The sequence below is a fragment of the Rhizobium sp. P1_E6 genome, from assembly GCF_056405875.1.
Genome location: NZ_JBFUBG010000016.1, coordinates 77,822 through 90,234, shown reverse-complemented (window position 1 = coordinate 90,234; position 12,413 = coordinate 77,822). Strand labels below are relative to the sequence as shown.

13 protein-coding genes are annotated in these 12,413 nt (G+C 61.5%); 12 read left to right on the top strand and 1 reads right to left on the bottom strand.

Features of this window, described 5'->3' with window-relative positions; translation table 11 throughout:
• Both AC1D35_RS11380 and AC1D35_RS11375 read left to right on the top strand, forming a co-directional pair.
• Positions 1 to 878: glycoside hydrolase family 127 protein (locus tag AC1D35_RS11380; RefSeq protein WP_477938608.1), on the top strand; the 878-nt coding region annotated here is incomplete at its 5' end.
• Positions 879 to 888: 10 nt separating this feature from the next.
• Positions 889 to 1,986 carry a sn-glycerol-3-phosphate ABC transporter ATP-binding protein UgpC gene (locus tag AC1D35_RS11375; RefSeq protein WP_113507074.1) on the top strand — a complete coding sequence of 366 codons (1,098 nt, stop codon included), beginning with the start codon at positions 889 to 891 and terminating at the stop codon, positions 1,984 to 1,986.
• 33 nt (positions 1,987 to 2,019) lie between these two features.
• Here AC1D35_RS11375 and AC1D35_RS11370 read toward each other — a convergent pair whose 3' ends face one another.
• On the bottom strand, positions 2,020 to 3,318 hold the full coding sequence (locus AC1D35_RS11370) for an alpha/beta fold hydrolase (protein ID WP_477938607.1): 1,299 nt from the start codon (positions 3,316 to 3,318) through the stop codon (positions 2,020 to 2,022).
• 96 nt (positions 3,319 to 3,414) lie between these two features.
• Here AC1D35_RS11370 and AC1D35_RS11365 point away from each other — a divergent pair, with 96 nt between their 5' ends.
• The 10 genes from AC1D35_RS11365 (at position 3,415) to phnC (ending at position 12,413) form a co-directional block, all read left to right on the top strand.
• A complete protein-coding gene (locus AC1D35_RS11365) occupies positions 3,415 to 4,560 on the top strand; it encodes a M24 family metallopeptidase (protein ID WP_477853544.1) in 1,146 nt (381 codons plus the stop codon).
• 285 nt (positions 4,561 to 4,845) lie between these two features.
• Positions 4,846 to 5,634, top strand: a complete 789-nt coding sequence (gene phnF / locus AC1D35_RS11360; protein ID WP_477853545.1) for a phosphonate metabolism transcriptional regulator PhnF — start codon at positions 4,846 to 4,848, stop codon at positions 5,632 to 5,634.
• Positions 5,627 to 6,085: a phosphonate C-P lyase system protein PhnG gene (locus tag AC1D35_RS11355; RefSeq protein WP_477938606.1), complete on the top strand. Its 459-nt coding sequence runs from the start codon at positions 5,627 to 5,629 to the stop codon at positions 6,083 to 6,085. The genes phnF and AC1D35_RS11355 overlap by 8 nt, the downstream gene beginning before the upstream one ends.
• Complete coding sequence (gene phnH / locus AC1D35_RS11350; protein ID WP_477938605.1) at positions 6,085 to 6,630, top strand: phosphonate C-P lyase system protein PhnH; 546 nt, start codon at positions 6,085 to 6,087, stop codon at positions 6,628 to 6,630. The genes AC1D35_RS11355 and phnH overlap by 1 nt, the downstream gene beginning before the upstream one ends.
• On the top strand, positions 6,630 to 7,712 hold the full coding sequence (locus tag AC1D35_RS11345) for a carbon-phosphorus lyase complex subunit PhnI (RefSeq protein WP_477853551.1): 1,083 nt from the start codon (positions 6,630 to 6,632) through the stop codon (positions 7,710 to 7,712). Before phnH ends, AC1D35_RS11345 begins: the two co-directional genes overlap by 1 nt.
• On the top strand, positions 7,709 to 8,623 hold the full coding sequence (locus AC1D35_RS11340; protein ID WP_113296580.1) for an alpha-D-ribose 1-methylphosphonate 5-phosphate C-P-lyase PhnJ: 915 nt from the start codon (positions 7,709 to 7,711) through the stop codon (positions 8,621 to 8,623). The genes AC1D35_RS11345 and AC1D35_RS11340 overlap by 4 nt, the downstream gene beginning before the upstream one ends.
• On the top strand, positions 8,620 to 9,453 hold the full coding sequence (locus AC1D35_RS11335; RefSeq protein ID WP_477853553.1) for an ATP-binding cassette domain-containing protein: 834 nt from the start codon (positions 8,620 to 8,622) through the stop codon (positions 9,451 to 9,453). The genes AC1D35_RS11340 and AC1D35_RS11335 overlap by 4 nt, the downstream gene beginning before the upstream one ends.
• A gap of 21 nt (positions 9,454 to 9,474) precedes the next feature.
• Positions 9,475 to 10,215 carry a phosphonate C-P lyase system protein PhnL gene (locus AC1D35_RS11330; RefSeq protein ID WP_477938610.1) on the top strand — a complete coding sequence of 247 codons (741 nt, stop codon included), beginning with the start codon at positions 9,475 to 9,477 and terminating at the stop codon, positions 10,213 to 10,215.
• A complete protein-coding gene (locus AC1D35_RS11325; protein WP_477938604.1) occupies positions 10,202 to 11,374 on the top strand; it encodes an alpha-D-ribose 1-methylphosphonate 5-triphosphate diphosphatase in 1,173 nt (390 codons plus the stop codon). The genes AC1D35_RS11330 and AC1D35_RS11325 overlap by 14 nt, the downstream gene beginning before the upstream one ends.
• Positions 11,375 to 11,591: 217 nt before the next feature.
• On the top strand, positions 11,592 to 12,413 hold the full coding sequence (phnC, locus tag AC1D35_RS11320; RefSeq protein WP_477853556.1) for a phosphonate ABC transporter ATP-binding protein: 822 nt from the start codon (positions 11,592 to 11,594) through the stop codon (positions 12,411 to 12,413).

Genomic DNA, 12,413 nt, shown 5'->3' with positions numbered 1-12,413 from the left:
GCCATCGCATGGCTCAGATCGAACTCGACAGCAAGTTCACCGACAGGCTCGAAACCGTGCTCTACAACGGCGCGCTGTCCGGCATCTCGCGCGACGGCGAACATTATTTCTATGAGAATGTGCTCGAAAGCCACGGCCAGAACCGCCGCTGGAAATGGCATTACTGCCCCTGCTGCCCGACGAATATCGCCCGCTTCATCACTTCGCTCGGCCAGTATTTCTACTCGACCAAGGCTGATGAAGTGGCGATCCATCTCTACGGTGAAAATGCCGCGGAGCTCTCGGTCAACAACGCCTTCCTGCGCCTGAAGCAGAACACCGAATATCCGTGGAATGGCGATGTCAGAATTTCGCTCGGCCTTGACCAGCCGAAGCGTTTCACGCTGCGCCTGCGCATTCCCGGCTGGTGCCGCCATGCCGAGGCTTTCATCAATGGCGAGGCCATCAAGCTCGATGTCAGCAAGGGCTATGCCGCCATCGCACGTGAATGGAAGGATGGCGACGAGGTTCGGTTGGCCTTCGACATGCCCATCGATCGCCTTTATGCCCATCCTGCCGCGACCGAAGATAACGGCCGCTTTGCGCTGCGGCGCGGGCCGGTGATCTTCTGCGTCGAGGAAGCCGATCTCGGCACCGAGCCGCAGCGCCTGAGGCTGCCCTCACAGGGCGAGATTGCCGCAAGCTTCGACGCAACGCTTCTCGGCGGCGCCACGGTTCTCGAAGGCGATGCGCTCGAAGCTGATGCTTCGGACTGGCGGGACACGCTCTATCGCACTCAGCCACCGGCGCTGAAGACGACGCGGTTCAGGGCGATCCCCTACCATCTCTGGGCAAACCGAGAGCCGGGCGCGATGGCTGTCTGGCTGCACGAAAAGTAGGGAGATCACAATGGCACGCCTTGAACTGCGCAACGTGGTGAAATCCTACGGCATCTACGAAGCCGTGCGGGGCATCAACCTCAATATCGAGGACAATGAATTCGTTGTCTTCGTCGGCCCGTCAGGCTGTGGCAAATCGACGACGCTGCGCATGATCGCCGGCCTGGAGCACATCACCGGCGGTGATATCGTCATCGGAGATCAGGTCGTCAACCGGCTTGGGCCCGGCAAGCGCGACATTGCCATGGTATTCCAGAACTACGCGCTCTATCCGCACATGAGCGTGCGCGAAAACATCTCCTTCTGCCTTGAGCAGCAGAAACTGCCGAAGGCGGAGATCGACGAGCGCATCAGCCGCGCGGCCGAGACCCTGCATATTACCGAGCTTCTGTCGCGGCGCCCCGGCCAGCTTTCGGGTGGGCAGCGCCAGCGTGTGGCCATGGGGCGCGCCATCGTGCGCAATCCCAAGGTCTTCCTGTTCGACGAGCCACTGTCCAACCTCGATGCCAAGCTGCGCGTGCAGATGCGCACCGAGATCAAGCGCCTGCATCAATTGCTGCCGACCACGACTGTCTATGTCACCCACGACCAGGTTGAGGCCATGACCATGGCCGATCGCGTCGTCGTCATGAATGGCGGCATTATCGAACAGGCCGGACCACCGCAGGAACTTTACCATCATCCTGTCAGCCAGTTCGTGGCCGGCTTCATCGGCTCGCCATCCATGAATTTTCTCAACGCAACGCTTGAGGCTGAGGGCGACGGGCTGGTTGTCGTCCTGGAAGACGGTAGCCGGCTTGCGGTCCCTGCCACGCGCGCCCAGGAATACCGGGCGCATGCCGGCGAGGCGGTCGTCTTCGGAATCCGCCCGGAATCGATATCGAGCCTGACGCCGAAACCCGGCTTTGAAACCATCGAGGCGAATGTTGATCTCGTCGAGCCGCTGGGTCCGGAAACGATGATCTACTTCGACATCGGCTCAGTCATCATGTGCGCCAACGTCGATCCGGAGAGCGATCCGCGCCCACGCACGAAAATGCCGCTCTCCTTCAACATGAACCGCATGCATCTCTTCGATCCCGTCGGCGGCAGGTCTCTTTCGACCTGATCTCCGGTGGGTGCAGCGACGAACGCCCTCGGCTTAGCCGAGGGGACCGCCGCGATCGCGTACCATCTGCCTCAGACGGGTGAAGACCGCAGGCGATTGGCGCACGCCGTCATGCTCGAATTCGTTGGTCACCCAGGTCTGGACGTTGCCGACATCACGCGCGGTCGCAAGCGATAGCTCCGCGTCTACATACATGTCGTCAAAATAGACCGCGGCGGCCACGGGGATCTCGTTCGATATCAACAGGGCTGGATCATAGAGCGGCTCGTATCCATCGTAGCGCGCCAGCGCTTCCACCGCATCGCGGAATGGCCGCAGCGAGCGGATTTCCTCGAACATCCACGGATACATCATCTCGCCGGTCAGATAGAGCGGCCGGCTCCCCTCACCGAATTCAGCAAACTCCGACCGGATGCGCTCCGCCGCCCAGCCGGTCGCGCCCTTGCCCTGTCCGTAGATGCTCTCCTGCAGCACCACGAACATCGGGTTGCCGTCGTAGGAGGTCAGCGACAAGGCCGAGGCGAGGAAGGCATCGGAGAACCGCGTTTCCTCCGGATCGGAGAAGGCTTCGTCCACCAGCCAATGCACATTTTCGTAACCCGGCGCCATGCCGAAATCGATGCCGATGGTCTGCAGCCTGCGCACAGTCAGGCGGTCCCCGTCAGGCAGTCGGACATCTTCGGCGTCGATGCGCTCGGCGATCCGGGCAATGCGATCACGATCGGCGGGATAACGCTTGTAGTACTCCCGGTTCTTGGCGGCGACGCGCGGATAGGTGCGGCGATAGACGTCATCCGCAGTGGCTGAGAGCCCCGCAAGACCGCCCGTGACATAACAAGCAGCCAGCCCTTCGGGTGCATGCGACAGATAGGTGAGCGTCAGGAATCCGCCATAGCTCTGGCCGAGCGTCTCCCATCGCGTACCGCCGAACACGCTTTTCCTGAAATACTCGCAATCGGCGACGATGCTGTCGGCGCGGAAATGACTGAGATAATCTGCTCCTGCCTTTCCATCCGCAAACGCTGCCATGGTGGCGCTCTCTATGCGCGTGCTTCTGCCCGTGCCACGCTGATCCAGCAGCACGACACGATAGGTCTTGAGCGCCTCGCCAAGCCAAGATGGACCGCCGCCGATCGGCCGTGGCGACTTGCCGCCTGGGCCGCCTTGCAGGAAGAGCAGGATAGGCAATTTTTCCTGCTTGCGCGCGGGATCACAGGCCTCGCGCGCGAAGACCTTGATCGACGCGCCATCGGGCCTTTTCCAGTCGAGCGGTACGTCGACGAGATGGTCGCGGACATGGACGCCGGGTATCGTGTATTCGCTGACGAGCATGGTGAAATCCTGTGGAATGTTTGTCGACACAGTGCCTACAATTGCCCTATGCTGGAATCAAGCACTCAATTTCGGCAAAAATTACGGATATATAGCGTGTCTCTTCCGATCTGGTCCCATCCTGTCGCCGCTATCACAGACGAAGAAAGAAGCGGCCGCCTGTCGAGCCTGCGCGAACGTATGCAGGCCGACGGCATTGCCGCCACCCTGCTCGGCCCGACCGAAAGTCTACGCTATTTCACCGGCCTCGTCTGGCACCTGAGCGAGCGGCTGCTCGGCGCGGTCGTGACCGACGACAAGCTCACCTACATCGTACCCGGCTTCGAGTGTAGCCGCGTCGAAACCCTGCCGCATCTGCCGGGCGACATTGCCGTTTGGGAAGAAGAGGAAAGCCCTGCCGCATTGGTCTCGCGGCTGGTCGGCCCGTCCGGCAAGCTCGCGCTCGACGACGCGCTGCCGCTTGCCTTCTATCACGCTTTTACCGGCGTGATGGGCGCTGCGCGTCTTGTTGACGGCGGTCCAATGATCCGCGCGCTGCGGGCCACCAAATCGCCTGCGGAGATCGCGATCATCCGCTACGCGATGGGCATCACGCTGGATGTTCATCGCAAGGTCCACGATATGATCACGCCTGGTGTGGCCGCCTCGGATGTGGTGCGCTTCATCGACCAGCAGCATCGGGCTGCAGGTGCGGAGGGTGGCTCAAGCTTCTGCATCGTCTCGTTCGGCGAAGCCACCTCGCTGCCGCACGGGGCGGATGGCGAACAGATCCTGCAGGCTGGTGACGTCATTCTCGTCGATACTGGCTGCCGCATCGATGGATATCACTCCGATCTGACGCGCACCTATATGCTCGACAGCGGCTATGGCGCATTCGAACGTGCATGGGCAATCGAGCGCGAGGGACAGCAGGCCGTTTTCGATGCAGCAAAACTTGGTGCGCCCTGTGAAAGCCTCGATGCTGCAGCCCGCCACGTGTTGGCACGGCATGGCCTCGGCCCGGACTACAGCCTGCCCGGCCTGCCGCATCGCGCTGGCCATGGCCTCGGCCTCGAAATCCACGAGGCGCCTTATATCGTCCGGGGCAATAAGACCCCACTGGCACCTGGCATGTGCTTCTCGAACGAGCCGATGGTCGTCTTCCCCGGCGCATTCGGTGTTCGCCTCGAAGACCACATTTATATGGCCGAAGACGGCCCGCACTGGTTCACAGTGCCGGCAGAAAATCCCTGCGCGGTTTAAGTCTCGTTTCGCAAGCGTGCCCGAACAAGGCCACCTGACGCCACCGGTCCGTCGTAACGGGGTTGCGCGTCGGGCATTGGCGTGAGCCGATGACGCCTATCGGTCGATGTCGCTGCGCAGCGGCTGATGATCTGATCCGTCAGCCCAGACCTTGCGGATCGGCTCGCCCCGCCTTGTCACGACGGCTAGGTTCGTTAGTGACACTACGCATCTCCGCCACTTACACAAAAGCGTCACCGATCGCCGTTATGTTAAGTCATCCGAATGAATTTAGGATTCATCCGAATGATTGAAGAACAACATTCGATCGACGGGAGATCACGGTCTGGCCAGTGGCAGATCGTCGAGAAACAGATCAACAGGGATATTGCGTCGGGAGCGCTCCAACCGGGAAGCCGCTTGCCGACGGAAACCGAGATCATGGAGCAGTTCGGCGTCGGCCGCCACACCGTGCGGCGGGCGATTGCAGAGCTTGCCTCAGCCGGCAAGGTGCGGGTCGAACAGGGACGCGGCACTTTTGTGGAAGAGCACTCGGTCCTCACCTACAATATCGCCCGGCGAACACGCTTCCGCAAAAACCTGCTCGAACAGGGACGCGTCCCCTCCGGCCAGCCGGTCTCGGAGTCCGAGATCGTGGCGCCGCCCGGCGTCGCTGCGGCGCTGAAGCTTCCCGAAGGCGCAAAGGTCTACATGATCGCCCGACGCGGCTTTGCCGACGACGTGCCGATCAGCCTCAGTCACTCATACCATCCGGTGGAACGTTTCCCGAACATGCATCTGCGGCGTCGCGCAGGTGAATCTGTCACCAGCATCTACGCTGCCTTCGGTATTCCTGACTATATCAGGCAGAGCACGATGATCCTCACTCGTCGCGCGATTGGCGATGAGGCTCAGCTTCTCGCACAGTCGCAGCAGCAGCCGGTGCTCGTCGTCCAGAAGACCGACGTCGACATGGAAGCCCGGCCGATCGCTTATTCCGAGACGGTCTGGGCCGGCGAACGCGTGCAATTCAGCATTGACAACGAGCCGGAGGATCGCGTTGCGACCCCGGCGAAAGGACAGGACGATGAATGACACCACGGAAGCCGGCGCGCCCCCTGCCAGCTTCAGCCATGCGAGCATGCTCGACATACTTGCGAGGGCCGATGCCGAAGAAATCAAGGCCGTCGCAGAGGATTTGCTCGATGAACTCGGACCGGTTGAGGTTTTCGTAAACCGCACCGGCCTCGCGATGCTGCCCTATACCGATACCGTGCAGAACATCGCCTTCCACCTCGGCGAGGTGCTGATGTCCGAAGCCCATATCCGCCTGCCGGATTATGGCGTGGAAGGCTATGGCGCTATCATCGGGCGCGATCTCGAACATGCGATGGCCATGGCCGTCATCGATGCGAGTTTCACAGCCGAGATCGGCAAGGCCGGCATCGAGAATTTTCTGACCAGCGCACAGCATCGCCAGACAGAGGACGACGACATCAAGCTGCGCAAGGTCGAAGCGACGCGCGTGCGCATGGAGACCTTCTGATGACACAGAGCTTGCTCCTTCCGACTGATGAAGACATGCGCTCCAACGCCACCTTCGACGCGCTGATTTGGGCACTTGCCCGCCCCGGTCGCGTCCAACCCCTGCCCGTTCCGGGCCTTTTCGCACTGGCCGAAAGCCTGCTCGATCGCGAATGCAGCTTCTTTTGCGCAGACGAAAGATTGAAAGCCGATATCACCAGAACCGGCGCCAACGCCGTTGCCCTGCCGCAGGCGGAATATGTCTTCGCATCGATCAGCGATAGCACCGCGGTGTCGGCACTTTCGGCGATGCTGTCCGGCAACCTTCTCTATCCTGATGCATCGGCAACGATCTTCGCGCAGGCACAGATCGGTGCAGGAACTCGGCTTCGCCTGGCCGGCCCCGGCGTGAACGGTTCCATCGATATCGATATCGGCGGTGTGCATCCGAATTTCTGGGCACTCCGCGCCGAAGCAATCCGCTATCCGCTTGGTTGGGACATCTATCTTGCCGACGGTGCAAGCCTGGTCGGCATTCCCCGCTCTATAAAGATAGAGGTGCTTTGATGGCCTATGTTGCAACACGTGGTGGCGAGCACGCCATTGAACAATCCGAACGCCTCTATCGCGAAGAATTGGGGCAGATCGACAAGGCCCGTGTCGACGCAATCGGCGAAGGCCTGCCCTATCTCGTCGACCGCGTCATGGGCGAGGCATCGCTCTATGCGCCGGAGCTTGCCGCACTTGCGCTCGCCCAGTCCGGCGGCGATCTCTACGAAGCTGTGCTGCTGCTGCGCGCCTATCGCACCACCCAGCCGCGCCTGACGATCGCCGAACCGGTTCGCCAGCAGGATCTCTTCACCGTCAGGCGTATTTCGGCCGCCTTCAAGGACATCCCGGGCGGCCAGATTCTCGGACCGACGCTCGATTATTCGCACCGGCTGCTGAATGTCGGCGTGCTGAACGGTGCGGCTTTCGTTCCCGAGCCTGTGGAGGCGGCAGATAAACCGGCGCCGGCCACGCAGCCGTCGCTGACGGACTGGCAGAAGGCGCAGGGCCTGATCGCGGAGACGCCGACCGAGAACGTGCCGCTCGACGAGATCCCCGATGTCACCCGCGAGCCGCTGCTCTTCCCGGCAAGCCGCGCGCACAAGCTGCAGAGCCTTGCGCGTGCAGATACCGGCGGCACCTTGGCGCTCGGCTACTCCACCATGCGCGGCTATGGAAGCGTACATCCGACCGTCAACGAATTGCGGCTCGCCGAAGCCGAAGTGCGCATCCGCCACCCGCGCGGCACGCTCTTCAGCGCCGGACGCGTGCGTGTCAGCCAGACGGAAGTCATCTCCAAGAGCAAGGGCCTGGAGCTCGGCTTTTCCGCCACCTTCGGCTGGAACGAGGTGAAGGTCATCGCCGCCGCCTCGCTCGATCTCGCATCCAATCAGCCCAATCCTCATCCGGCCTCGAATGAGGAGTTCGTCCTCTACCATACGGAACCCGTCGAAAGCTCGGGCTTCTGCATTCACTTCAAGCTACCCCACTATGTCACCTTCCAGTCGAGCCTCGATGCACTGAGGCGCGTGAAGGCCGACAAGGCAGCCAATGAAACCAGCGCGGCCAAGCAGGCCGACCTCGAAAAGGCAATGCCGTGAAACTCGATCAACTGACCAAACCCTGGGCGGCCTTCAGCTACGGCTTCCTGGACGAATCCGCCAAGCGCGAGATGCGCCGCCGCATCCTGAAGGCCATCGCCATTCCCGGCTATCAAGTCCCCTATGCCAGCCGCGAGGTGCCGATTGCCCGTGGCTGGGGCACCGGCGGGCTGCAGGTAACGCTGACCCTTCTCAAACCGACCTCCGTCGTCAAGGTCATCGACCAGGGGGCCGACGATTCCGTCAATGCAAGCAGCATCCGTAGATTCCTGCGCCGCGTCAGCTCGGCGCGCGAGACGCTGGATACGCTGGAGGCCGATATTATCCAGTCGCGTCATCGCATTCCCGAGGAGAAGCTGCGCGAAGACCAGATCCTCGTGCTGCAGGTTCCCAATCCCGAGCCGCTGCGGTCCGTCCAGCCGGACATGTCGGAAGCCCGTATCATGCATGGCGATGCGGATTACGGCCAGCTCTGGCTGACGCTCTACGAACAGCTCGTGCGCTCCGGCCGCATCATGCAGGGCTCCAGCTATCCGAGCATGGTCAACGGCCGGCATGTGATGACACCGTCGCCGATCCCACGCTGGGACGTGCCGAAGATGAACCAGGCGGCGAACCTTACGATCCTCTCCGCCGGCCGCGAAAAACGTATCCACGCGGTGCCGCCCTACACGCGCGTCGAACCGCTCGTCTTCGACGACGTGCCCTACCGGGTCGAGGATCATGCTGACAAGATTTGTCACCGCAGCGGCGTAACAGGCTACTTCATGAACGAGTTGCCGCAAGACGACGGCTCTTCGGCCTTCGAGGTCTCCGACAGTCAGTACGGCGTCAAGCATATCCAAAAGCGGGATGGCGAGGCCGTTGCCATCGGCGAGACCTACTACAAGCAAGGCAGGATCGAGCAATGAGTGCCGCAAATCTTTCTGCTTCCAATCTTTCTGCTTCCGGGCGCCAGCCGCCGCGGCTGATGCTGTCCTCGCCCATCCTGACGATGAGCGGCATCCGCAAGAGCTTTGGCGATGTGCAGGCGTTGCGCAGCGTCGATGTCACCGTCTATCCTGGCGAAGTGCTCGGCATCGTCGGCGAATCCGGCTCGGGTAAATCGACGCTGCTGCGTATGATGAACCTCGAAGACAGAGCCGACGGCGGCGAATACAGGCTGGCACTGCCCGGCCGCGAGGATCTCAACCTCCTCACGCTCGACCGTTTCGAGCGGCGCATGCTGCGAGCACGCCATATCGGCATCGTCTACCAGAACCCGCATCTCGGGCTCCGGATGAACAACACGAGCAGCGGCAATGTCGCAGAGCGGCTGCTGATTGCCGGCGAGCGGAATTTCGCGACACTTCGTACCCGCGCCAGGGGCGCGCTCGATGCTTCGGAATTCCCGGTCGCGCGCATGGATGCCCGGCCCGCGGAACTCTCGGGCGGCATGCAGCAGCGCGTGCAGCTTGCCAAGGCAATCGCGCTTGAGCCGGCCCTGCTCCTGCTCGACGAGCCGACGACGGGGCTCGATGTCAGCGTCCAGGCGCTGGTGCTGGACACGCTGAAGCGGCTGCAGCGTGAACGCCGGATCACCATCGTCATCGTCTCGCATGATCTCGGTGTTATCCGCACGATGGCAGACCGTGTGATGGTGATGCGCAATGGGGAAGCTGTGGAAGAGGGCCTCGCCGACCAGATCTTCCAGGATCCGCAGCATGAATATACCCAGCAGCTCGTGCATGCGAAGCTTTGACAGGAGACCCAGCCGGTGAACATGCACACACATCCTGCCGCTTCTGCGCAGACGATCCTCTCCGTTCAGGGCCTGGCCAAGCATTTCGAGATGCACCATCYGAAACGCACCCTGCACGCTTTCGACAATGTCGATTTCGAGCTACGCGAAGGGGAGTTCATCCTGCTGACGGGCGAAAACGGCGCCGGCAAATCGACCCTGCTGCGCACGCTCTACCGCTCCTATGTGCCGCGATCAGGCCACGCCTATTATCACACGCGCGAAGGCGTCATCGACCTGACGGTCGCAGCCGATGTCGATATCGCCCTTCTGCGACGCCGGGAAATTGGCTTCGTGACGCAGTTCCTGCAGGCCCGTCCGCGCGTAGCGGCGGATGAGCTGGTCGCCGAGCCCCTGCGCCTTGCCGGCCGGCCCTATGACGAGGCGATCGAAGAGGCCCGCCGCTGGCTCTCCGCCTTCGGCGTCAAGCCGGGGCTGTGGGCCGCCTATCCCTCCACCTTCTCCGGTGGCGAGCAGCAGAAGGTCAATCTGGCGCGTGCGCTCATCCTGCCACAGCGGCTTCTCTTCCTCGATGAGCCAACCGCCTCGCTCGACAAGAATGCGCGCCGTGCACTCGTTGTGCGTCTCGCAGAGTTGAAAGCCGCAGGCGTCGCGATGATCGGCGTCTTTCACCACCCCGACGATGTCGCGGATCTCATCGACCGCGAAATCAGCCTTCAAACCCGACAGATCCAGGATGGAGCAGAGAATGTGGCTGAGTGATTTCGAGATCGTGCTGCGCGATAGAATAATACCGCGTGGCGCAGTCAGGATCGAAGACGGCATGATTGCAGAGGTGCGTGACGAGCCGGTGGCGACAGCCGATATTTCCGGCCACGGGAGGCTTCTGCTGCCCGGCTTCATCGATATGCATGGAGACATGATCGAGCGCGAGATCGAGCCGCGGCCGAATGTGCGCTTTCCGCTGGAGCTCGGTATCTTCGAGCTCGACAAGAAACTCGCCGGCAACGGCATCACGACGGCTTATGCGGCTTTGTCCTTCCACGCCAACAGCAGTTACGGCCACATCCGCTCGGAAGAACATTCGCGCTCGATCATTCAGACGCTGGTCGAGCTCCGGAAGAGCGATCTTCTGATCGACCATAAGGTTCACGCACGCTTCGAAATCACCTTCACCCATGCCCGCACCGTGATCGAAGACCTGCTGCGGGCCGGCGCTCTCGATCTCGTCTCTCTGATGGACCACACGCCTGGCCAGGGCCAGTACCGCGATGTCGAACGTCATATCGAGAGCATCGCGCRCAATAACAAGATCACCCTCGAACAGGCCGCCCAGCGTGTCCAGCAGCGCATGGAAAACCGCGCCCAGAACAACGACGCAGTCGATAATCTCCAGGGCATCGCGGCGACTGCGCGCGACCACGGTGTCATCATCGCCTCCCATGACGACGACAGCGTCGAGAAGGTCGCAATCGTCGAGGGACTGGGCGCGCGCATCAGCGAGTTTCCGGTGACGATGGCGGCTGCGCAGGAGGCACGCAAGTTTGGGCTTGCGACCGCAATGGGTGCACCGAATGCGCTTCGCGGTCTTTCCTATTCGGGCAATCTTTCTGCCCGCGAAGCCTATGAAAGCGGCGTTCTCGATATCCTGGCCAGCGACTATCACCCCTCGGCCATGCTGCCGGCAATCATCGCGCTTGCAGAAGCCGGATCCGGCGGATTACCGGCCTCTGTCGCATTGGTCAGTGCCAATCCGGCGCGGGCGCTCGGCCTTGCGGATCGCGGCGCAATCGAGACCGGGCTGCGGGCCGACCTCGTCATTGCCGAACGCGGTCGTCTTCCGCGGGTGCGCGCCACCTTCTCCAACGGCAGGCAGGTCTATTCGGACGGAATTGTTTCGCGATTCCAACAGGCTGCATAAAAAGCCTGCGGCGAAGATACCCCGCCGCCTTCTCTCGACAAAATACATTCGGAATTTCCGGATGTATTACTTCACAAAAATGGCATAACTAGCGGCAATTATTGGATAATTACTTTATAAAAGTGTCATACTGCGATGATATATTTCGTTTCATAGACTGATAGTTAAGTACAATTCAACCTCGTCTCTGATGGCGCTGACAAGCAGGGGGCTTCCGGTGCTTGAACTTCACTCCCTCAAGAAGAATTTCGGTCAAACACACGCGGTCGACGACGTAAGCCTGTCCATCGACGCGGGCCAGATGGTTGGCATCATCGGCCGCAGCGGCGCCGGCAAATCGACATTGCTCCGGCTGATCAATCGCCTGATCGATCCGACATCCGGCACGATCATGTTCGAGGGCAAGGACATTACCAAGCTGCGCGGCCGCGAGCTGCGCCTGTGGCGCGCCTCCTGCGCCATGGTGTTTCAGCAGTTCAATCTGGTCGAGCGTATGGATGTGTTGACCAATGTGCTGATCGGCCGGGTTGCCCAACACGGCTTTCTCTCGTCCATGCTGCGTCGCTTCACGGACGAAGAAAAGGAAATGGCGATCCGCGCGCTCGATCGGCTCGATCTCGTACCGCAGGCATTGCAGCGGGCCGGCACATTGTCCGGCGGACAACAGCAGCGTGTCGCGATCGCCAAGGCGCTGGTCCAGAACCCGAAGATAATGCTTGCCGACGAGCCGATCGCCTCGCTCGACCCCGCCAATGCGACGCGCGTCATGGAGGCGTTGCGCAAGATCAACCGCGAGGACGGCATTACCGTTCTCGTCAATCTTCATACGCTCGACACTGCCCGCAACTATTGCGAACGCATCATCGCCATGCGGGCCGGGCGGGTGCGCTTTGACGGCGCGCCGGCGGATCTCACCCAGGAACGGGTTCGCGAAATCTATGGCACTGACGATTTCGATGCAGAGATCGACGAGGCCGTGACATCCACCGCATTCAACGCAGGCCGAACCCCAAAAGAGAAGGTTTACCAGGCGGTATGA

What these genes read in the sequence shown, in the direction of transcription:
- AC1D35_RS11370 (WP_477938607.1), bottom strand. Translation starts at nt 3,318, where the DNA reads ATGCTCGTCAGCGAATACACGATACCCGGCGTCCATGTCCGCGACCAT.
- phnH (WP_477938605.1), top strand. Translation starts at nt 6,085, where the DNA reads ATGACACAGAGCTTGCTCCTTCCGACTGATGAAGACATGCGCTCCAAC.
- phnF (WP_477853545.1), top strand. Translation starts at nt 4,846, where the DNA reads ATGATTGAAGAACAACATTCGATCGACGGGAGATCACGGTCTGGCCAG.
- AC1D35_RS11355 (WP_477938606.1), top strand. Translation starts at nt 5,627, where the DNA reads ATGAATGACACCACGGAAGCCGGCGCGCCCCCTGCCAGCTTCAGCCAT.
- AC1D35_RS11375 (WP_113507074.1), top strand. Translation starts at nt 889, where the DNA reads ATGGCACGCCTTGAACTGCGCAACGTGGTGAAATCCTACGGCATCTAC.
- AC1D35_RS11335 (WP_477853553.1), top strand. Translation starts at nt 8,620, where the DNA reads ATGAGTGCCGCAAATCTTTCTGCTTCCAATCTTTCTGCTTCCGGGCGC.
- AC1D35_RS11345 (WP_477853551.1), top strand. Translation starts at nt 6,630, where the DNA reads ATGGCCTATGTTGCAACACGTGGTGGCGAGCACGCCATTGAACAATCC.